The sequence below is a fragment of the Comamonas testosteroni genome (assembly GCF_030505195.1).
Taxonomy (GTDB): domain Bacteria; phylum Pseudomonadota; class Gammaproteobacteria; order Burkholderiales; family Burkholderiaceae_C; genus Comamonas; species Comamonas testosteroni_G.
Window position 1 is genome coordinate 3,483,862 of record NZ_CP129672.1, and the last position, 19,877, is coordinate 3,503,738.

Below are 19,877 nucleotides of genomic sequence, written 5' to 3' on the forward strand. Positions count from 1 at the left end.
AAACCTGATCGTCCACTTCATTTTCAGAAAATTCTTATTTTTTTTCTCTTTATGAATGTTTTAGTGTTTTGATACCCGCTAGGTGCTTACGGTGGGCATCAGATAGGCTGAAGATGATAAAGGAGAATTCATGGAGAAAAATTGCATCTCGCGAGCAAGCCCGTCAGTTCATCGAAGAAGAAATGAGGCGTCCTTAGAGTAATAAGGTTTTGCATGCCCACCCGAGTCCTATGTATTGGTCGGAGTCAGATGGAAATGAAAGTGCTCTTTGGAATGCTCGCTGTGAAATAAGTCATGAGAGACCAATAAATACTAATTTTTATATCGGAATACCTTATTGTCTTCCGACGAAACCTAGTCATTGTGGGTTCTGTATTTTTCCAACCCAAGACTATGGCGGAAATGGTGAAATGCTGAAGTACTTGGATTATTTGGAGAAAGAAGCCAGGCTGATGGAGCATCATCTTCGTTACGACAGAATTTCATCTGTTTATGTAGGAGGGGGAACTCCAAATTTGCTGCGCTGCGAGGACTATATTCGTTTGAATAATATCATTAAACGGATTTTCGGTGAACCGTCTAAAAATATAGAGCAAACGCTTGAAGGTATACCTCAACTCTTCAATCGCGACAAGGTACAAGCCATAAAAGAGGCCGGATTCAATAGAGTCAGTATGGGTGTGCAGCAGATGAGCGACAAGCTAATTCGCTACAGTGGCCGAAAGCAGGCCCATGAGCAGGTGATTAGTGCCTTGGAAGAGTTCAATGCAGCTTGTCTTTCTGTCAACGTCGATCTTATTTATGGTTGGCCTGAACAGACGATGCAAGACTTGATCCAAGATCTTCTTGATGTGTGTGATCTCGGTGTTCGTCATATCACACTTTATCAGCTAAATATTGCGGGTCGCAGTGATTTCAGCCGACAGCAGAGAAAATATCTTCCATCTTTCGAGGATACTTACGAGATGTACCAAGCTGCTTGCAATTATCTCAGGTTGCGTGGATTTCGTCAGGAAACACTTTACGATTGGGGAAAAATAGAGGTTGAAAATGAGGTGTTCTCACATGAAAATGCGGGTGGCTATTATTATGAACAGCAGCTCCGAGAATTCATTAATAAAAACTCAGATGGTGTGACGGGGGGTGTCTCCAATATGGTTGGAATAGGCTGTGCGGCCATCAGTGGCTGCATGACATGGCCATATAAGGGTGGGCCCAACTGGACTCAGATGAACAAACGCTCGCTGGAAGAATATTTCAGGTGCATTGATATGGGAGCTCTCCCTGTTGAAAAGAAGTTTGAGCATACGCTGGAGGATATTCGTCTGGTTTATATATTCCAGCAGTTGCAGGCGATGAAGCTGGATGTGCATAGTTATGCGCAAGCATTCGGTTCTGACGTAGTGGAAGACTACGAGCCAATCTGGGAGGAGTTGGATGCCCGGCAATGGATAGAGAAATCCGCTGATGCCATCCACATAGTAGGTGTGGGGCAGTTTTTGATCCCTATGATTCAGGCACTGTTCTCTCATGCTCGCTTGCAAGCAATGCGGGCGAGCCGTTCTTCGATGCACACTGAAGGCAAGAGCGTTATCCGGATCACGGAGGGTTGACCTTATATGCGAAGAGTCGATGTAACGACCGGGGATGGGCATTCCATCGTGCTGACACGCATCGGCCCCGCGCGGGGGGCGGTGGTGGTCGTGACGCACGGCACGTTTTCCAGCGCCTCCTCATGCCAGAGGCTGGGTCGATTCCTCGCTGCGCAGGGTTTTGGCGTCTGGCTTTTCGATTGGCGAGGACATGGGCTGAATCAGTCAGTCAGCCACGATTACGACCTGGAAACTGTGGCCGAGCAGGACGTTGACAGCGCTCTTCAAGAGATTCTCCGCCAGGAGCAAGGTCGGTCCATGGTATTCATCGGGCATAGTGGTGGGGGCATTGCAGCAGCCATCTGGGCAGCGCGCCAGCCCGAGCGTGCGCAGGCGCATCTGGCCGGTCTCGTGTTGCTGGCCGCCCAGACGACCCATGCAGCTGCAATCTTTTCAGCGCGGATCGCCATCCACGGGTACAGGGCCTGGATAGGCCGTAGGCAATGGCTGACCGCAAGCTCAATGGTGGGCCCCGAGAGGGAAAGCGCTCGCCTGATGCGGCAGTGGTGCCATTGGAACCTGCGCCGCAGCTTTGTCGGGAAGGACGGCATGGATTATCTGAGCAGCCTGGCCCAGGTTCGGATTCCCGTTCTGGCACTGGCAGGATCTGCGGACCGTGTGATCGCTCCCTGGCGGGGCTGCGAAGCCCTTGCCAGGGCCTTCGGAGGGCCTGATGTGGAGTTTCTGCTATGCAGCAAGGCCGCAGGCTTTGCGGAGGACTACAGCCACAGTCGGTTGCTGATGTCCGGCAATGCGCAATCCGATGTGTTTCCCTGGATCGCGCAGTGGATCAGACTCAGGTCCGCACTGGCTCAATAGACCCGTCCGCCCCGGTACATGGCATGTTGCTTGCGGCGCAGATCGGTGGACTTGGCCATCAGCCCCATGGCGGCAGCCGCATGGGCATGGGTGATGGCCAGTCCCAGCGCATCGGCAGCATCGGTACCAGGCAGGCCGGGCAGTTGCAGCAGCCGTTTGACCATTTCCTGAATCTGGCTCTTGGCTGCGCGACCATGACCGACCACGGCTTTTTTCATCTGCAGGGCGGTGTATTCGGAAACCGCGAGATTGGCGTTGACCAGCGCCGTCAGCGCCGCGCCGCGTGCCTGGCCCAGCAGCAGCGTGGACTGCGGGTTGACGTTGACGAAAACGATTTCCACGGAGGCTACCTCAGGCTGGTAGCGGGCAGCAACCTCGGAGATGCCGTCAAACAGCACCTTGAGGCGACCCGGCAGGTCGCCGAGCTCCATCTTGTTGGTGCGTATGGTGCCGCTGGCCACATAGGACAGGCGCTGGCCTTCCATGTCGATGACGCCAAAGCCCGTGGTCTGCAGGCCGGGGTCGATTCCTAGAATTCGCATGGCTGTCGATTATCCACGTACAAAACCTTCACGCTCCATGCGGGTAGGCAGCAAGCAAGAGCCGCCTTGCGGCGATGCTACCGTTCCCCTTGGGGGAAGGCGCGGGGCCGCCCAGACGAAGCGCCTCAGGGGGGCGTCACCATCGGTATATAGCGCGCAATCGTGCGGCTGCGCTGCGCCAGATAGCGCGATTGCGGCATTTTCTCGAAGCGCTTGGGCGCCGGAAGCATGGCGGCAAGTCGTGCTGCCTCAGCCGCATTGAGCTGGGCGGCACTCTTGCGGAAGTAATGCCGGGCGGCGGCCTCGGCGCCGAACACGCCCTGGCCCCATTCCACATTGTTGAGGTAGATCTCCAGAATGCGCTGTTTGCTCAGCATCAGCTCCAGCAATTGCGCCAGCACCAGCTCCTGCCCCTTGCGCAGAAAATTGCGTTCGCCCGACAGCAGCAGGTTCTTGGCCAGCTGCTGGGTGATGGTGGAGCCGCCATAGACCTTGACTGGCTTGCTGTTGCTTCCGGCTTTTTCTGCCTGCATGGCCCTGGCCTCGGCTTGTGCGTTGCGCTGCCATGCCCTCTGAACGGCATCCCATTCCACGCCGTGGTGCTCCATGAAGCCGGCGTCCTCGGAGGCAATCACCGCGCGCTTGAGGTTGCCGGAGATCTGGTCGTAGTCCACCCATTGCTGGCGCCAGCGCAGGCCCTCGCTGCTGTGCGCAAGCTGCCAGGCTTCGGAGCGCTGATAGCTGGTGGACTCCGGGTCCAGCCAGGCCATGACTGCGATGCGTGCCACAAAAAACAATTGCAGCAGCAAGGCCGAGCAAAGTATCAGCAGCAACAGTCGGCCCAGAGCTTTCATGATCTGCCCGCCTCAGTGGGCCGCTTCGGTCAGCAGCAGTGCACGCAGCTCGGCCAGCACCTGTGCCGACGGCGGACGCACGCCGCGCCAGAGCGCAAAGGACTCGGCGGCCTGCTCCACCAGCATGCCCAGGCCATCACGCGCCAGTGCGCCATGGCTGCTGGCCCAGTTCAGAAAATTATGGGCGGCGGGGCCATACATCATGTCGTAGGCCAGACTGCGTGCGTGCAGCACGCTGGCGGGCGCGGGCACATCGGCCCCGGCCAGGCTGCTGGCCGTGGCGTTGATGATGATGTCGAAGTTTTGGGCTAAATCTGTCTCAAGCACTTGCCTTTCAAGTGCTACCAGCTCTACTTGATGTAGTGCGGCAATGGCCGCGTGCTGCTCAACCAGCGCCACCGCCTTGGCCTGTGTGCGGTTGGTGACGACGATGCGGTGGGGCTGTTGCTCGATCAGCGAACCCAGTGAGCCGGCTGCAGCGCCACCCGCACCCAGCAGCAGCACATCGCGCCCGGTGATGGCCACGCCGGCATTGCGGGTGATGTCGGCCACGATGCCCAGGCCATCGGTGTTATCTGCATGAATGCCGTTGGCGCTAAATACCAGAGTGTTGGCGGCACCCGCCAGGCGCACGCGCTCGCTGGCGCTGGTGGCCAGCTCGGCCGCCTGCAGCTTGAAAGGAACGGTCACATTGCAGCCCTTGCCGCCACGCGCGGCAAAGTCGCGCACAAAGTGGGCAAAGCCATCCAGCGGTACCAGGGCGCGGTCGTAGCTGAGGGGCTGGCCGGTCAGTTCGGCAAAGCGGGCATGAATCCAGGGGGAGCGGCTATGGGCAACGGGGTTGCCCACGACGCAGTAGGCATCGAGCGTATTTGTCATAAAAGGGCCGAAATAAATCGCTGAGCTGAGTTGGGTACGCGTTGGGACGGTGGCCGGCGAAACCGGCCAAGCCTAAGCCAAGGCCGCCGCGCTGGCTGCGTTCCCCGCTCGCAAGCGAAGCGATGCGAGAGCGGGGGAAGGCGGCACGGGGTCACCTTATGTCGGTTTCCAGTGTCTGCTCGCGCGTGAACCTGAAGCGCGAGACGACGGCAATCTGATCGGCCTTGGTACGCATGGCCGGGCCGAAGTGGCCGTAGGGGCCGGCGGCCCGGGCGATGGCCTCGGCACGGGTATCGAGCATGCGGTTGCCCGAGCCCTGCACGATCTCGGTAGAGAGCACGCGGCCGTCATGATTCACAGTCAGCATCATGACCAACTCGCCATACAGCTTCTTGCCCTTGTTTTCGGGGAAATTTTCCGTTCCCTTGTCCTCGACCTTGCGGCGCAGCGCATCGTAGTAGACCGCATACACGGCCTCCTTGGTGGCGGGGCTGATATAGCGCTTCTTGGGGCGGGCGTTTTCTTCGTTGATGCGCTTTTCAATCTCGGCCAGCAGCTTGATGAGCTGCAGGCGCTTTTCTTCCTGGGCTTCCAGGGCCTTGCTGTCGGCGCTCAGGCGCGGGTCTATGGGGGGCAGCGCGGCCACCTGCTGGCGCAGCTGGGTCAGCAACTGGTTCTGCTGCTCCTGCATGGCATCGAGCTGGCGCTGCTTTTCCTCGAAGTCATCGCCCACCGTCGTCAGGGCCGAGTAGGGCATGGGGCTGGTGGCGCGGCCCTGGTCGGCATCGCCGCCGCCGGCCAGCGAGGTCTGGGCAATGGCCTGGGCCTTGTCCGGCGTCTCGTTGGCGCGGGCGTTGACCAGAATCACTTCCAGCGGCGTGTCCTGAAAAACGCGCTCGAAGCGTTCCGGGTCCACGAAACGGATGGTCAGCAACACGGCATGGACGGCGATGGACACGCTCAGCGCCAGCTGCAGCGTACTCAGTCGTCGAAGAGAGGTGGGCAGTTTCACGGCAGCGTCAGGGCGATGAGGAGTGGAGGTCAGGACTTGGGCTGGTCTGCAGCGGGATCGGCGTCGTTCATGTCCACTGCAATGGAGATGGGGCCGGCCACGGTGTCGTCATCGTCCTCGCCGCTGTCCTCACCTTCGCTCTCGGCCTGGGCTCCTGCATCCAGGTGCTCAATCAGCGTGCCCGAGATGTCCAGCGAGATCTCGTCGATCTCGCCCAGCTTGACGCGTACATGGGCGCCGCGAGGCAGGTTCTGCGCACCCAGCACGGGCAGCACCAGCGGCAGATTGTCGGCGCGTACCAGGAAGGAACCGTTGGGGCCTTCCTTGAACACGCTGGCCGTCAGTTCGCTGATGCCGTTCTGCTCCAGATACTTGAGCGTCCAGAAGCGCTCCATGCCGGCCTGATAGCCGTTGTAGGCGCTGTAGGCACCGTCAAAGCTGCTGATGATGCCGAACAGCTCGGCGTCCTTGGGCTTGAAGGGCGCGGCCAGAGCGGCCGTCTTGCCGTGGCGGGCGCAGGCAATGATCTGCCATTGATTGACCAGATCCACATAGCGGCGCAGCGGGGAGGTGGCCCAGGAGTAGGCTTTCACGCCGATGCCGGCATGCGGCAAGGCCTTGGTGCTCATGCGCACCTTGACGCCGGGTGCCAGGCTGGCCTGGCTGCGGTAGATGCCGGGCACACCGTGCTCGGCCAGCATCAGTCCCCAGGTGCTGTTGGCCACGATGGCTGCCTCGGCCACGATCAGGTCCAGCGGCGCGCCGCGCTTGCGCACGGTGATCTGCACCTGCTCGCTGCCGTTGGGCTCGGCGCCGTCGTTGCCGACGAGACGGAAGTTGTAGTCCGGGCGGTTGAAGTTTTCGGGCTTGCCGCGCACCACTTCGCGATTGGCCTTGAGGAACTTGGACCAGCGCTGCAAAAAGGTGAGCTCCTTGCGCTTTCCCAGCAATGAATCAGGCGTATTTTCAACCTCGATTGAGGAGTCGGTCAGCCATTCCTCGGTGACGATGTGATCGAGCTTGTCGTAGCGGAAGTTGACTTCCACGGGCACGCGTTCGAGACGGGTTTCGCTGGAGATGGTCTCCAGCGTCTCCTCGTTGATCTGCACATACAGCGAAACGGCGGGGTTGGAGCGGCCCTCGTCCAGCGTGTAGATATGCACCACGTCGTCGGGCAGCATGGTGATCTTGTAGCCGGGCATGTAGACGGTGGACAGGCGGGCGCGGCCCAGCTTGTCCAGCTCGCCGCCGGGCGTGATGGCCAGACCGGGAGCGGCAATGTGGATGCCCACGGTGACGGTGCCCGTGCCCAGGCCGGTGACGGACAGCGCATCGTCGATTTCGGTGGTGGCCGAGTCGTCGATGGAGAAGGCCTGTACATCGGCCACGGGCAGGTCGGACGGCGGCTGGGGTGCCTGCACGGCAGGAAAGCCCGTGCCCTTGGGGAAGTTGTCGAACAGGAAGCGCTTCCAGTGGAACTGGTAGGACGAGTCGATGGCACCAGCGCGATGCAGCAGCTCCAGCGGGGCCAGCTTGGTGGCGCGGCTGGCGTCGACCACGGCCTTGTATTCGGGGGCGTTCTTGTCGGGCTTGAACAGAATCTTGTAGAGCTGCTCGCGGATTGCCTGCGGGCACTCGCCGCGGCCCAATTCCTCGGCCCAGGCGTCGATCTGTGCCTGAATCTGTTTTTTCTTCTCGATGGCGGCAAGGGCTTGCTGCAGGATTTCTGCAGGGGCCTTCTTGAAGCGGCCTTTGCCTGCACGACGGAAATAGTGCGGTGCGTCGTACAGGCAGAACAGCGCACCGGCCTGCTGGGCCAGCGTCGCGGATTCGGAAAAATAGTCACGCGCCAGGTCGGCAAAGCCGAACTCTTCCTCGGGCGCAAATTCCCAGGCCAGATCCAGATCGATCTCGGCGGCCTGGGCCTGGCCCTGGGCGATCAACTCGGCAGGAGCCGGCTTCTCGAACTTGAGCAGGATATTGGCGGCCTTGACCTTGACCCGCTTGCCCGAGTCCAGCTCGACTTGGGCAGAGGATTCGGCTTCGGAGAGGATGCGTCCGGCCAGAAATTTGCCGGCTTCTTCAAACAGTGCGTGCATAACCGCGCATTTTCCCACGAGCCGAACATTCGGCGCTCGGAAGTGATTCAGTTCATGCTTGAGATCGGTCAATATCAGGCGCGGCCCCGCGCGATCAGGGTAGCGAACAGGGGGCACGTTGCAGCAATACAGCCGTTCCTCGGGGCGGCGCATGGAGTCGCCGAGGGGATCAGGCCAAGGCCAGAAACTCGTCGATCCGGCCCAGATACTCGGCAAAGTTGCTCAGGGCGTGGTCGCCGCCTTCTTGCACCAGTTGAAGGGCGTGAGGGTAGCGCTCGCTCATCTCGTTCCAGTCCAGCACCTCGTCGCCCTGGGCGATCAACACCATCTCGGGTGCTGCCGGCGTCATGGTGCGGGTGTCGAGTTGGCGTAATTCCTCAATGTATTCGGGGCGAAAGAAAAACTTTTCCTCGGGGTCATGCCAGCTGGACTGCTCGCCAATGTATTTTTCCAGGTCGCGGGCCGGGTTGACGGCGGGGTTGATCATCACGCTCTTGCAGCGTGCCAGCTGGGCCACCCAACTGGCGTAATAGCCGCCCAGCGACGAGCCCATGACGGCCATGTTCTGGCGTGGCCAGTTGGCGATGCCCTCGGCGATCACGGCCGCCGCTTCGCGCGGCGAGGGCGGCAGTTGAGGGCACCACCAGCGTACCTTGGAATGCCTGGCACCCACGTAGTCCGCCATGATGCGTGCCTTGTTGGACTGAGGGGAGGAGCGAAAGCCATGCAGATACAGCAGGTGGGTGGTCGTCATAGCGGCAATCTCCTCTGGTGAAAAACACTTCTGTCTCGGTCATTGTGGACTGTCTGTCCCAAGACTATCAGGGGAGAAGGCCTAAAGCGGTGGAATGAGCGTAGGCCGACTTGAGTCGTCAGCAAAGCTCAACCCTGCAAGCTGCACGGCAGTCGGCTCCCCCGATAATTGCGGCCCATGTCCGCCATCGAATTCGATAAGCCCTCGCTGCTGCAACGCATTGTTCCGCTGTTTCGCGGCTTTGATTTCCTGCTGCTTCTCTTTATCGCCATGTTGGCGGGTGCGGGGCTGCTGGCCATGTACTCGGCGGGCTTCGACCACGGCACGCGCTTTGTGGACCACGGCCGCAATATGCTGATTGCGGCAGGTCTGCTGTTCGTGCTGGCCCAGATATCCCCCCAGCAGCTGATGAAGGTGGCCGTGCCGCTCTACACCCTGGGCGTGGTGTTGCTGGTGGCAGTGGCGCTGTTCGGCATCACCAAGAAGGGAGCCACGCGCTGGGTGAATGTGGGTGTGGTGATTCAGCCCTCCGAGCTTTTGAAGATCGCCACGCCGCTGATGCTGGCCTGGTGGTTCCAGCGCCGCGAGGGCAATCTGCGCGCATCGGACTTTGCCATCGCCTTTGTGCTGCTGATGGTGCCCGTGGGGCTGATCATGAAGCAGCCCGATCTGGGTACCTCGCTGCTGGTGATGGCTGCCGGCCTGTCTGTGATCTTTTTTGCCGGCCTGCCCTGGAAACTCATCGTGCCGCCCGTGCTGCTGGCCCTGGTCGGCGTTTTCCTCATTGTCTGGTTTGAACCCCAGCTCTGCGCCGATGGCGTGAGCTGGTATTTTTTGCATGACTATCAACGTACACGCGTCTGCACCTTGCTGGACCCCACGCGCGACCCGCTGGGCAAGGGCTTTCACATCATTCAGGGCATGATCGCCATCGGTTCGGGCGGTGTCTGGGGCAAGGGTTTTATGGCAGGCACGCAGACCCACCTGGAATTCATTCCGGAGCGCACCACCGACTTCATCTTTGCCGCCTATTCCGAGGAATTCGGCCTCATAGGCAATCTCTTCATCATCGTCGGCTTTCTGCTGCTGGTCTGGCGGGGGCTGGCCATTTCCATGAATGCCAACTCGCTGTTCGGCCGACTGATGGCAGCGGCCGTGGCCATGATCTTCTTCACCTATGCGTTCGTGAACATGGGCATGGTCAGCGGCATCCTGCCGGTGGTGGGTGTGCCTCTACCTTTCATCAGCTATGGCGGCACGGCCATGGTCACGCTGGGTCTGGCGCTGGGCGTGTTGATGTCGGTGTCGCGGGCGCAGCGGCAACTACCCGGCAGTGATGGGCATATTCCCCATGCGTGAAGACCCGTGATTGGGATTGAATGCTCTTAAAAGGAGAGCTGCTATCCCATGCTTTGCAAGCTTTGGGTAATGTTTTTATGTGAAACTGCATGCCGGGGCGACGGGCTTAGATCGTTGAAAAATGTCAGTAGTTCCGTCCAAGGTCTTGCTTCGACTGTAAACAGCGTTTACAAACGGTTCTGGGGGGTCAGAAGACCGATCAAGCGGGAGCGGCAAAGACCCAGGTGGGGTTTTGTCATGCAAAGCGGGCAGGGCGGAACCCGGCAAGTGCGAAGCTAAGTGAATGGAGCGGAATGTTGTTCAGCCTGGTGGGGCAGCATTCCGCTCTTTTTTATGCGCAGCCCGAGACAAGTCAGGGCTTGCAGCTATCTCTACAATGCACTCATGATTTCCCGCGAACCCACCATCGAACGCTTGGCCACGGCCCGTCAGTTGCTGCTTGAGCCCTTCGGCCTGGACGAAACCCATCTTGCGCGTGCGCTTGCCGAAATTCGCTCGCACCAGGTGGATGACGCCGATCTCTACTTCCAGTACACCCGCGCGGAAGGCTGGAGTCTGGAGGAAGGCATCGTCAAGACCGGCTCCTTCTCCATCGACCAGGGAGTAGGTGTTCGGGCGGTCAGCGGCGAGAAGACGGCTTTTGCCTATTCCGACGATATTTCCGAAGCCTCGCTGCTGGATGCCGCACGTACCGTGCGCTCCATCTCCAGCGCCACCCAGACGCGCCGCGTCAAGGCGGGTGCGCAGAAGATTGCGCCAAGCCGCTCTCTGTACCCTGAACTGGACCCCATCAGCACGCTGGACAGCACGGCCAAGGTCGAGCTGCTGGGCAAGGTGGAAAAGCTGGCCCGCGCCAAGGACCCGCGCGTGGTACAGGTCATGGCCGGTCTTGCCAGTGAATACGATGTGGTGCTGGTGGCCCGTGCAGACGGCACGCTGGCGGCCGACGTGCGCCCGCTGGTGCGCCTGTCGGTGACTGTGATCGCCGAGCAGAAGGGCCGCCGCGAGGTGGGTTCCTCCGGTGGTGGTGGTCGCTTCGGTCTGGCCTATTTCAGTGACGAGCAGATCAGCCAGTATGTGGACGAGGCCGTGCATGCAGCCCTGGTCAACCTCGAATCGCGTCCCGCGCCTGCAGGCGTGATGACCGTGGTGCTGGGCTCGGGCTGGCCCGGCGTGCTGTTCCACGAGGCCGTGGGCCATGGTCTTGAAGGCGACTTCAACCGCAAGGGCTCCAGCGCCTTCAGCGGCCGCATCGGCCAGCGTGTGGCTGCCAAGGGCGTGACCGTGCTGGATGACGGCACGATTGCCGATCGTCGTGGCTCTCTGAACGTGGACGACGAAGGCCATGTCAGCCAGAGCAATGTGCTGATCGAGGACGGCATTCTCAAGGGCTATATCCAGGACTCGATGAATGCGCGCCTGATGGGCGTCAAGCCCACGGGCAATGGCCGTCGCGAAAGCTACGCCCACATCCCCATGCCGCGCATGACCAACACCTATATGCTGGGTGGCGACAAGGATCCGCAGGAGATCATTGGCTCCATCAAGAAGGGCCTGTACGCCACCAACTTCGGCGGCGGTCAGGTGGACATCACCAGCGGCAAGTTCGTGTTCTCTGCCAGCGAAGCCTATTGGGTGGAAAACGGCAAGATCCAGTACCCCGTCAAGGGCGCGACCATCATCGGCAGCGGCCCGGAGTCGCTCAAGCACATCAGCATGATAGGCAACGACATGCGCCTGGACTCGGGTGTGGGCACCTGCGGCAAGGAAGGCCAGAGCGTGCCTGTGGGCGTGGGTCAGCCTACGCTGCGCATTGACGGCCTGACGGTTGGCGGCACGGCCTGATAGAGATTTCATGGCGGGTCGGCCCGCCGCGAGCACCAAACCCCGCTTTGCATGACAGAGCGGGGTTTTTCATTTCAGCGTGCTGCAAACCGTTCGCCACCGACCGTTAGCGGCAACAAGGCTTGTGGCAGAGCGCTTTGTATCGCCTGGCAGCAGGGTTTTTCATGGTTTTTCATGGGCTGATGCTGAATATTGCTGATTCGCTGAAAAATTGCACTGATACTTGATAAATGGAAATTTATATCAATAAAATTCTGAAAAATAAGAAAAAACGCAAAAATACTGCGTTGGATTAAATATTAAAAAATGCGTCATTTCAGAGGGGGAACCTGTTTTTGACAGAACAGCAGTGCGAGCTGCTGATGTTGCAATGCAAAAGAGCTGTGCTACATTGAAAGACATGCAAACGCAACGCGCCTATTTCTTTTACTTTTGGTTCTCGCCCCCGGCGGCTGAGAGGTAATAGCGCGCACCCTGCAAACACCTCCCAAAGAACCGCCGAAGCTGCAAAGCCCGGCGGTTTTTTTATTTCCACGTTCCAGCTCCCCGGTTTTCAAAGATTCAAGACCTCACGAAAGATTGCCATGACTGCTCTGAACACTTCCGCCACCGATTCCTGGTATCGCGCCGGCTCCCCCAAGACAGGCCAGACCGACGACGCACGTATCAAGGACATCACAGTGTTACCCCCTCCAGAGCACCTCATTCGCTTCTTCCCAATCTGCGGTACAGCCGTGGAAACGCTGATCAGCGACACTCGCCGCAGCATCCACAACATCATGCGTGCGCAGGATGACCGTCTGCTGGTCATCGTCGGTCCTTGCTCCATTCACGATCCGGCTGCTGCCCTGGACTACGCCCGCCGCCTGGCCGTGGTGCGTGAGCAGTACAAGGACACGCTGGAAGTGGTGATGCGCGTCTACTTCGAGAAGCCCCGCACCACCGTGGGCTGGAAGGGGCTGATCAACGATCCCTACCTGGATCAGAGCTATCGCATCGACGAAGGCCTGCGCATTGCGCGCCAGCTCCTGATCGACATCAACCGCCTCGGGGTGCCTGCGGCCAGCGAGTTCCTGGACGTGATCTCGCCCCAGTACATTGGTGATCTGATCAGCTGGGGCGCCATCGGTGCCCGCACCACGGAAAGCCAGGTGCATCGTGAACTGGCTTCGGGTATTTCGGCGCCTATTGGCTTCAAGAACGGCACGGACGGCAATATCCGCATTGCCACCGACGCGATTCAGTCGGCCAGCCGCGGCCACCATTTCCTGTCGGTACACAAGAACGGCCAGGTCGCCATCGTGCACACGGGAGGCAATCAGGACTGTCACGTGATTCTGCGCGGTGGCAAGACGCCCAACTACGATGCCGCTCATGTGGCGGCCGCCTGCCGGGATCTGGAGGCAGCGGGCCTGACGCCTTCGCTGATGGTGGACTGCAGCCACGCCAACAGCAACAAGCAGCATGAGCGCCAGAAGGATGTGGCCCGCGATATTGCGGCTCAGATCGCCGGTGGCTCCAGTAGCGTGTTCGGCGTGATGATCGAAGGCCATCTGGTCGGCGGTGCGCAGAAGTTCACACCCGGCAAGGACGAGGTCTGCGATCTGACCTATGGCCAGAGCATTACCGATGCCTGCCTGGGCTGGGATGATTCCCTGGCAACGCTGCAAGAGCTGTCGCAGGCCGTGAGCCAGCGCCGCGCTTCTGCGCTTGCCAGCAAGCAGGAAGCCGAAGTGCTCGCCTGATCGATGATGCGGGCGTGAACGAAACAGGCCACAGGGAGTATTTCCTGTGGCCTGTTTGTTTTTATATGGGAATGGGGCTGCTGCTTGCCTGCTCGATCAGTGTTTGGTGTCCGGCGTTGATGCCGGTGTCATCTCGCAGCCATTGAGTGTGGCATCGATGCGGTTGAGCAGGCGCAGCAGATGCTGCTTGTCAAAGTCGGTGCGCTGCTGCCACTCGTGGTCGGCCAGCGGATAGACATGGCTTTGGTGAGGGAGGCTGCCCTTGGCATCAATCACGGCGTGCAGGCGCGGGATGAACACCCATTGCAGCCACTCGTGCAGCTTGAGAGTGTCGTACATGAAAGGCGTTGTGGATTCCAGTGCCTTGGGGTCTGGGGCTGCGGCGGACCAGAGCTTCTGGACCTGCAGTTCGGCCTCCAGCTGTTGCAGATGCTCGCGTATTTCTTGGTGGATGTTTTCAGCGGTCATGGTGATGGTTCCTGAAGGCGTTGCAAGGCCTGCAAACTGGTATTCGTCAAAAATCTATCCAGTATGTAAGTCCTCTCATCACATTTTCAAGGCAGGAGCCCGGATGGAGATAACTGACGGGTTACGAGTCCGTAATGACTCTTGAAAAAGACGGTTTTGCCCTTATATTGATGCCAAGTATGTGAGTGATGCTATCAAATTTAATGTTTTTGCATTGCTTTGCACACCATGTTCCCGTAACCGCTGTGATGCATGAGGCGCGCTTTCAGGCCTTGCAGTGGTTGCCGCAGCTGTTTGCAAGCCGTCAGCTTGCAGCGTCTTCAGCACCGCGGTCACCATTAAGCTGTGGCCACGACAACGAATGGTGCAAGAGTCACCAGGTCAGAGGAGATTTATGCGTAGTGAAGTAATCGTGGTTTTGGATGGCGACCGTGAATATCGGGTCGATACCCAGTCGCTGTCCCCTATCAGTTCGGACGAAGGCCGGCGCTGGCTGGACCAGCAGTTTGTCTCGCTCGAATGCGAGCCTTTGCGGGCTACCGGCAAGGTGTTGCTGGCCGACAAGCTGGTGGTGGTGGCGCGTGAGGCGCGCAATCGCCCCGAGCTGTTTGACAACCAGGACTGGCGCAACAGCTATGCCCTGGCAGCGCATGCTGTGCTGGGCAAGCCCTTGATCCGGGTGGATGTGCCGGCGATGTCGATAAGTTATTGACACCCCTGAGCCGCTTTGCGGCTTCCCCCTCTCTGCTACGTGGAGGGGGCGACAGCTTCGCTGCGAGACGGCTCTTGCTTGCTGTCCCTGTGTTCAGGCATGCCAGTTTTGAAGATCGCCGATGAAAATGCCCGCGTTTGGCGGGTATTTGCTTTTTTCGGGGCTTATTTCAGCGCTTGCAGCAGCTTGGCGTGGATGCCGCCAAAGCCGCCGTTGCTCATGCAGACGATATGGTCACCGGGTCGGACGACGGCACTGATCTGCGCTATCAAGGTCTCTATATCACCCGCTACCTGAGCGCGCTGGCCGGCGCCTACGCCCATGGATTCCAGTGCTTCGGCGGCATCCCAGTCCAGACCCGCAGTGTGGCAGAAGACCAGATCGGCGCTTTCCAGCGACCAGGGTAACTGGCTTTTCATGGTGCCCAGCTTCATGGTGTTGCTGCGCGGCTCGAACACCGCCAGGATGCGGGCCTGCGCACCCAGCTTGCGGCGCAGGCCGTCCAGGGTGGTGCGGATAGCTGTGGGGTGGTGGGCGAAGTCGTCATAGACCTCAATGCCGTTCACGGTGCCGCGCAGCTCCATGCGACGCTTGACGTTCTGAAAGCGCGACAGGGCTTCGCAAGCCACTTCGGCGCTGACACCCAGGTGGTCAGCGGCGGCAATGGCCGCCAGCGCGTTGAGTTGGTTGTGCACGCCGGTCAGCGACCAGGTTAGCTGACCCACCTTTTTGCCGCGGTGCAGCACGGCAAAGTCGCTGGGATCGCCATCGGCGCTGAAATCGCTGACAGCCGAGCCGAAGCTGCGCACTTCGCTCCAGCAGCCCTGGGTCAGCACGCGGGTCAGGCTCTCTTCCAGGCCGTTGCTCACCACACGGCCGCTCGACGGCACGGTGCGTATCAGGTGGTGGAACTGGCGCTCGATGGCAGCCAGATCGTCAAAGATGTCGGCATGATCGAATTCCAGGTTGTTGAGCACGGCCGTGCGGGGGCGGTAGTGCACAAACTTGCTGCGCTTGTCGAAGAAGGCCGTGTCGTACTCATCGGCCTCGATCACAAACACGGGTTCGTCACCGACGGGGCCAGGGCCCGCTACGGGGCGCTGTGCCGCACCGAGGCGGGCGGAGACGCCAAAGTCCAGCGGCACGCCGCCGACCAGGAAACCGGGCTGCAGTCCCGCGCACTCCAGCACCCAGGTCAGCATGGATGTGGTGGTGGTCTTGCCGTGGGTGCCGGCCACGGCCAGCACATGGCGACCGCGCAGCACATGCTCTGCCAGCCATTGCGGGCCGCTGGTATAGGCGGCGCCGGTGTCCAGAATCGCTTCCATCAGAGGGAATTTGGGCGATCCGTCGGGCAGGCGTTTGCGGCTGACGACGTTGCCGACCACATACATATCGGGTTTGAGCGCAATCTGGTCGGCGCCATAGCCCTCGATCAGCTCGATGCCCAGCTGGCGCAACTGATCGCTCATCGGCGGGTAAACGCCGGAATCGCAGCCCGTCACCTTGTGACCGGCTTCTCGTGCCAAGGCGGCCAGGCCCCCCATGAAGGTGCCGCAAATGCCCAGAATATGTATGTGCATGGCCGAGGATTCTACGTTTGCCTGTGTGACCTTAATTCGAGTCACGGAGCGCCTGAGCAGGCGCGGTAACCTTTCTTATCAAATTGATAGCTGGTTGCGCTTGAACTATATAGATATAAATGTGTTTTTACTTTCTGTTCCCTATGAGGCCGTCACTCATAGCTATCAAAACATGGGGTGATGCGGCTAGGCCGAGGAGCGGTCATTCATCTGGGTCACAATGCTGGGATGATCTGCCGCGCCTGCTGCGGCGGGCGTGATGGAATTGCGCTATGAGTTTGGATAACGTGACTGCTGAAATTGCTCAGGTGGCGGCCCGCATCGTGGTGGAGGAAGGCCTTGAATGGGGTCCTGCCAAGCAGCGAGCCGTGCGTCAGCTTGGTCTGCCCGGTCGCACGGCGCTGCCCGACAACGACCAGCTTGAAGAAGCGGTGCGTGAATATATAGAGCTGTTCTGCGGCGACACCCAGCCCCAGGAGTTACAGGCACTGCGCGAACTGGCCCTGCTCTGGATGGACAGGCTGCAGGAGTTTCGCCCGCATCTGGCCGGGGCGGTCTGGCGCGGCACGGCCACGCGGCTGTCGGATGTCTACCTGCAACTGTTCTGTGATGATCCCAAGTCAGCCGAAATAGCGCTCATCAACAACCAGGTGCAATACGAGCCAAGCACGGTCACAGGCTTTCAGGGCAAGCCGGTGGAGGCACTTTCCATTCACGCACTGTGCAAGCCGATCAATGAAACCGTGGGCGTGCATCTTCTGGTCTACGACCATGATGACATGCGCGGTGCCATGAAGCCCGATGGCCGTGGCCAAAGTCCGCGAGGCGATGCCAAGGCCTTGCGCAAGCTGCTTCAGGAGAGCCTCGATGAGTGAAAACACCTCTGAGAACCAGTCGACCAATGGCTCGCGCCGTCTATGGCTGACCGGCTCGGTCGCCGTCGCGGCGGCAGTGGCCGGTGGGGCAGTGGCCTGGTGGCGCAACCAGCCTCAGGCCATGGGCCCTGGCGCCGAGGCGCAGCTGTGGAGCCAGACCTTCGAAACGCCCGATGGCAAGCCTTTTGCCATGGCCGGCTTCCAGGGGCGCCCCTTGCTGGTCAACTTCTGGGCCACCTGGTGCCCGCCCTGTGTCAAGGAGCTGCCCATGCTCAGCGAATTTGCGGCGCAGCAAGGTGCGAAAGGTATTCAGGTTGTCGGCCTTGCGGTTGACAAATCCGACGCCGTGCTGCGTTTTTTGCAGCGGCAGCCCGTGCAATTCCCGGTAGCCGTCGCAATGCAAGGGGGATTGGGGCTGAGCAGAAGCCTGGGGAACTTGCAGGGGGGCTTGCCATTCACGGTTCTTTTTGATGCCAAGGGACAAGTGCGGCAACGTAAAATAGGCGAGCTTTCCAGCGAAGATCTGACAGATTGGAGCAAATAGAGCGAATGAACATTGCTCTTGTCGTCAGAAAAGTGTAGGTAACTAAATTCCATGGCGACGTTAGTGAAAAATATCTGCCAATGCACGCAGAAGGCCGAATTTGAGGTAAATTCGCGCCCTGTTTAGAAATACGTCGCTGGAGCTCCCATGGATTTGCGAAAACTCAAGACCCTTATTGATCTGGTGTCCGAATCGAATGTGTCGGAACTGGAGATCACTGAAGCAGAGGGCAAGGTCCGTATCGTCAAGAGCGAAGGTGTGGTTCACCAATACGTTGCTGCCCCCGTGCAAGCGGCTCCTGTGATGGCTGCTCCCTTGGCTGCCGCTCCCGCTGCCGCCGCTCCCGTGGCGGCCGCAGCCCCTGCTGCTGTAGAAGGTCATGTGGTCAAGTCTCCCATGGTCGGTACCTTCTACCGTGCCTCCAGCCCTGGCGCCAAGGCCTTTGTGGATGTGGGCAGCCAGGTCAAGGAAGGCGAAACCATCTGCATCATCGAAGCCATGAAGATCCTCAACGAGATCGAGGCCGACAAGAGCGGCACCATTGTTCGTGTTCTGGGTGAAAACGGCCAGGCTGTGGAATACGGCCAGCCTCTGTTCGTGATCGAGTGATAGATCATGAGGCGTTGCATGCAGTTCGCATTGCAGCGCCGAGGTGCGCTAGCCACTGGCTGCGCGACTGAGTCATTGGCAGTGGTCTGTGCTGCGGCGCAGGCACCAAGCTGCGAGGAACTTCATGTTTAAGAAAATTTTGGTTGCCAACCGGGGCGAGATTGCCCTGCGCATCCAGCGCGCTTGCCGTGAGCTGGGTATCAAGGCGGTGATGGTGTACTCCGAAGCCGACCGTGATGCCAAGTACGTCAAGCTGGCCGATGAGGCCGTGTGTATTGGTCCGGCTCCTTCTCCGCTGTCCTACCTCAACATGCCGGCCATCATCTCGGCTGCCGAGGTGACCGATGCGGAAGCCATCCACCCCGGTTACGGCTTCCTGTCCGAGAACGCCGACTTTGCCGAGCGCGTGGAAAAGAGCGGCTTCACCTTTATCGGTCCGACGCCCGAGAACATCCGCACCATGGGTGACAAGGTTTCGGCCAAGCAAGCCATGATCAAGGCCGGCGTGCCTTGCGTGCCCGGCTCGGACGGCGAACTGCCCGACGATCCTGCACTCATCAAACGCATTGCAAAGACCATCGGCTACCCCGTGATCATCAAGGCCTCGGGCGGTGGCGGCGGTCGCGGCATGCGTGTGGTGCATACCGAAGCTGCGCTGATCAATGCCGTGCAGATGACCAAGGCCGAAGCCGGCGCTGCTTTCGGCAATCCTGCCGTCTACATGGAAAAGTACCTGCAGAACCCACGTCACGTGGAAATCCAGGTGCTGGCCGATACGCACAAGAGTGCCGTGTATCTGGGCGAGCGCGACTGCTCCATGCAGCGTCGCCACCAGAAGGTGATCGAGGAAGCTCCGGCTCCCGGCATTCCCCGCCGTCTGATCGAGAAGATCGGCGAGCGCTGCGCTGCAGCCTGCAAGAAGATCGGCTATCGCGGCGCGGGTACCTTCGAGTTCTTGTACGAGAACGGCGAGTTCTACTTCATCGAGATGAACACCCGCGTGCAGGTGGAGCACCCCATCACCGAGCTGATCACGGGCATCGACATCGTGCGCACCCAGATCATGATCGCTGCCGGCGAGAAGCTGCCTTTCACCCAGCGCCAGATCGAGTTCAAGGGGCACGCCATCGAGTGCCGTGTGAACGCCGAAGATCCGTACAAGTTCATCCCTTCGCCAGGCCGCATCTCCACGTGGCATGCTCCCGGCGGCCCTGGCGTACGTGTTGACACCCATGTGTACAACAATTACTTCGTGCCGCCCAACTACGACTCCATGATCGGCAAGATCATTACCTATGGCGATACCCGCGAGCAGGCCATGGCCCGCATGCGCACGGCCTTGCTGGAGACCGTGGTGGAAGGCATCAAAACCAATATTCCGCTGCACCAGGATCTGATGGTCGACTCCAAGTTCATGGAAGGCGGCACCAACATCCACTATCTGGAAGAGTGGCTGACGCATCGCACGCCCAGCAAGCGATGAGATCAGGAGCCTTGCTGCTCTGAGTTCCCATGCTGGCCTCTGG

The 19,877-nt window shown here is 59.8% G+C and carries 18 protein-coding genes; 10 read left to right on the forward strand and 8 right to left on the reverse strand.

Features of this window, described 5'->3' with window-relative positions:
* Positions 1-410 precede the first annotated feature (410 nt).
* Positions 411-1,613 carry a coproporphyrinogen-III oxidase family protein gene (locus QYQ99_RS16030; RefSeq protein WP_302089083.1) on the forward strand — a complete coding sequence of 401 codons (1,203 nt, stop codon included), beginning with the start codon at positions 411-413 and terminating at the stop codon, positions 1,611-1,613.
* 6 nt (positions 1,614-1,619) lie between these two features.
* Positions 1,620-2,471 (forward strand): alpha/beta fold hydrolase, encoded by an 852-nt coding sequence (locus QYQ99_RS16035; RefSeq protein ID WP_302089084.1) that lies wholly within the window; start codon positions 1,620-1,622, stop codon positions 2,469-2,471.
* Here QYQ99_RS16035 and ruvC read toward each other — a convergent pair.
* From ruvC to QYQ99_RS16065, 6 genes are all read right to left on the reverse strand, one after another.
* On the reverse strand, positions 2,465-3,013 hold the full coding sequence (gene ruvC, locus QYQ99_RS16040; protein ID WP_003081116.1) for a crossover junction endodeoxyribonuclease RuvC: 549 nt from the start codon (positions 3,011-3,013) through the stop codon (positions 2,465-2,467). The genes QYQ99_RS16035 and ruvC overlap by 7 nt on opposite strands.
* A gap of 125 nt (positions 3,014-3,138) precedes the next feature.
* Positions 3,139-3,867 carry a monofunctional biosynthetic peptidoglycan transglycosylase gene (mtgA, locus tag QYQ99_RS16045; protein ID WP_302089085.1) on the reverse strand — a complete coding sequence of 243 codons (729 nt, stop codon included), beginning with the start codon at positions 3,865-3,867 and terminating at the stop codon, positions 3,139-3,141.
* 12 nt (positions 3,868-3,879) lie between these two features.
* A complete protein-coding gene (aroE, locus tag QYQ99_RS16050) occupies positions 3,880-4,746 on the reverse strand; it encodes a shikimate dehydrogenase (RefSeq protein ID WP_302089086.1) in 867 nt (288 codons plus the stop codon).
* A gap of 151 nt (positions 4,747-4,897) precedes the next feature.
* Complete coding sequence (locus QYQ99_RS16055) at positions 4,898-5,758, reverse strand: energy transducer TonB (RefSeq protein WP_302089087.1); 861 nt, start codon at positions 5,756-5,758, stop codon at positions 4,898-4,900.
* 29 nt (positions 5,759-5,787) lie between these two features.
* Positions 5,788-7,857 carry a ribonuclease catalytic domain-containing protein gene (locus tag QYQ99_RS16060; RefSeq protein WP_302089088.1) on the reverse strand — a complete coding sequence of 690 codons (2,070 nt, stop codon included), beginning with the start codon at positions 7,855-7,857 and terminating at the stop codon, positions 5,788-5,790.
* Positions 7,858-8,026: 169 nt separating this feature from the next.
* Positions 8,027-8,611 carry a YqiA/YcfP family alpha/beta fold hydrolase gene (locus tag QYQ99_RS16065; RefSeq protein ID WP_302089089.1) on the reverse strand — a complete coding sequence of 195 codons (585 nt, stop codon included), beginning with the start codon at positions 8,609-8,611 and terminating at the stop codon, positions 8,027-8,029.
* A 177-nt stretch (positions 8,612-8,788) separates the two neighbouring features.
* On the opposite strand from QYQ99_RS16065, the gene rodA reads away from it, so the two are divergent.
* From rodA to QYQ99_RS16080, 3 genes are all read left to right on the forward strand, one after another.
* The gene (gene rodA / locus QYQ99_RS16070; protein ID WP_302089090.1) at positions 8,789-9,970 is read left to right on the forward strand and encodes a rod shape-determining protein RodA; all 1,182 of its coding nucleotides are present in this window, start codon (positions 8,789-8,791) and stop codon (positions 9,968-9,970) included.
* Positions 9,971-10,354: 384 nt separating this feature from the next.
* Complete coding sequence (gene tldD / locus QYQ99_RS16075) at positions 10,355-11,815, forward strand: metalloprotease TldD (RefSeq protein WP_302089091.1); 1,461 nt, start codon at positions 10,355-10,357, stop codon at positions 11,813-11,815.
* Positions 11,816-12,399: 584 nt separating this feature from the next.
* A complete protein-coding gene (locus QYQ99_RS16080; protein WP_302089092.1) occupies positions 12,400-13,560 on the forward strand; it encodes a 3-deoxy-7-phosphoheptulonate synthase in 1,161 nt (386 codons plus the stop codon).
* Positions 13,561-13,656: 96 nt separating this feature from the next.
* Here the strand turns inward: QYQ99_RS16080 and QYQ99_RS16085 are convergent, their stop codons facing one another.
* Positions 13,657-14,028: a YqcC family protein gene (locus QYQ99_RS16085; protein WP_302089093.1), complete on the reverse strand. Its 372-nt coding sequence runs from the start codon at positions 14,026-14,028 to the stop codon at positions 13,657-13,659.
* Between the two features lie 394 nt (positions 14,029-14,422).
* Between QYQ99_RS16085 and QYQ99_RS16090 the strand changes: the two genes are divergently transcribed.
* Positions 14,423-14,740 carry a hypothetical protein gene (locus QYQ99_RS16090; protein ID WP_302089094.1) on the forward strand — a complete coding sequence of 106 codons (318 nt, stop codon included), beginning with the start codon at positions 14,423-14,425 and terminating at the stop codon, positions 14,738-14,740.
* Positions 14,741-14,904: 164 nt separating this feature from the next.
* Here the strand turns inward: QYQ99_RS16090 and mpl are convergent, their stop codons facing one another.
* Entirely contained in the window at positions 14,905-16,323 is a 1,419-nt protein-coding gene (mpl, locus tag QYQ99_RS16095; RefSeq protein WP_302089095.1) for a UDP-N-acetylmuramate:L-alanyl-gamma-D-glutamyl-meso-diaminopimelate ligase, read from the reverse strand.
* A gap of 272 nt (positions 16,324-16,595) precedes the next feature.
* On the opposite strand from mpl, the gene QYQ99_RS16100 reads away from it, so the two are divergent.
* The 4 genes from QYQ99_RS16100 to accC all read left to right on the forward strand — a co-directional run bounded on the left by QYQ99_RS16100 (position 16,596) and on the right by accC (position 19,834).
* A complete protein-coding gene (locus QYQ99_RS16100) occupies positions 16,596-17,198 on the forward strand; it encodes a hypothetical protein (protein ID WP_302089096.1) in 603 nt (200 codons plus the stop codon).
* Positions 17,191-17,742, forward strand: coding sequence for a TlpA family protein disulfide reductase (locus QYQ99_RS16105; protein WP_302089097.1), 552 nt, complete (start codon positions 17,191-17,193; stop codon positions 17,740-17,742). Before QYQ99_RS16100 ends, QYQ99_RS16105 begins: the two co-directional genes overlap by 8 nt.
* Positions 17,743-17,889: 147 nt before the next feature.
* Positions 17,890-18,351 carry an acetyl-CoA carboxylase biotin carboxyl carrier protein gene (gene accB, locus QYQ99_RS16110; RefSeq protein ID WP_302089098.1) on the forward strand — a complete coding sequence of 154 codons (462 nt, stop codon included), beginning with the start codon at positions 17,890-17,892 and terminating at the stop codon, positions 18,349-18,351.
* 124 nt (positions 18,352-18,475) lie between these two features.
* Positions 18,476-19,834 carry an acetyl-CoA carboxylase biotin carboxylase subunit gene (gene accC, locus QYQ99_RS16115; RefSeq protein ID WP_302089099.1) on the forward strand — a complete coding sequence of 453 codons (1,359 nt, stop codon included), beginning with the start codon at positions 18,476-18,478 and terminating at the stop codon, positions 19,832-19,834.
* Positions 19,835-19,877: the final 43 nt, after the last annotated feature.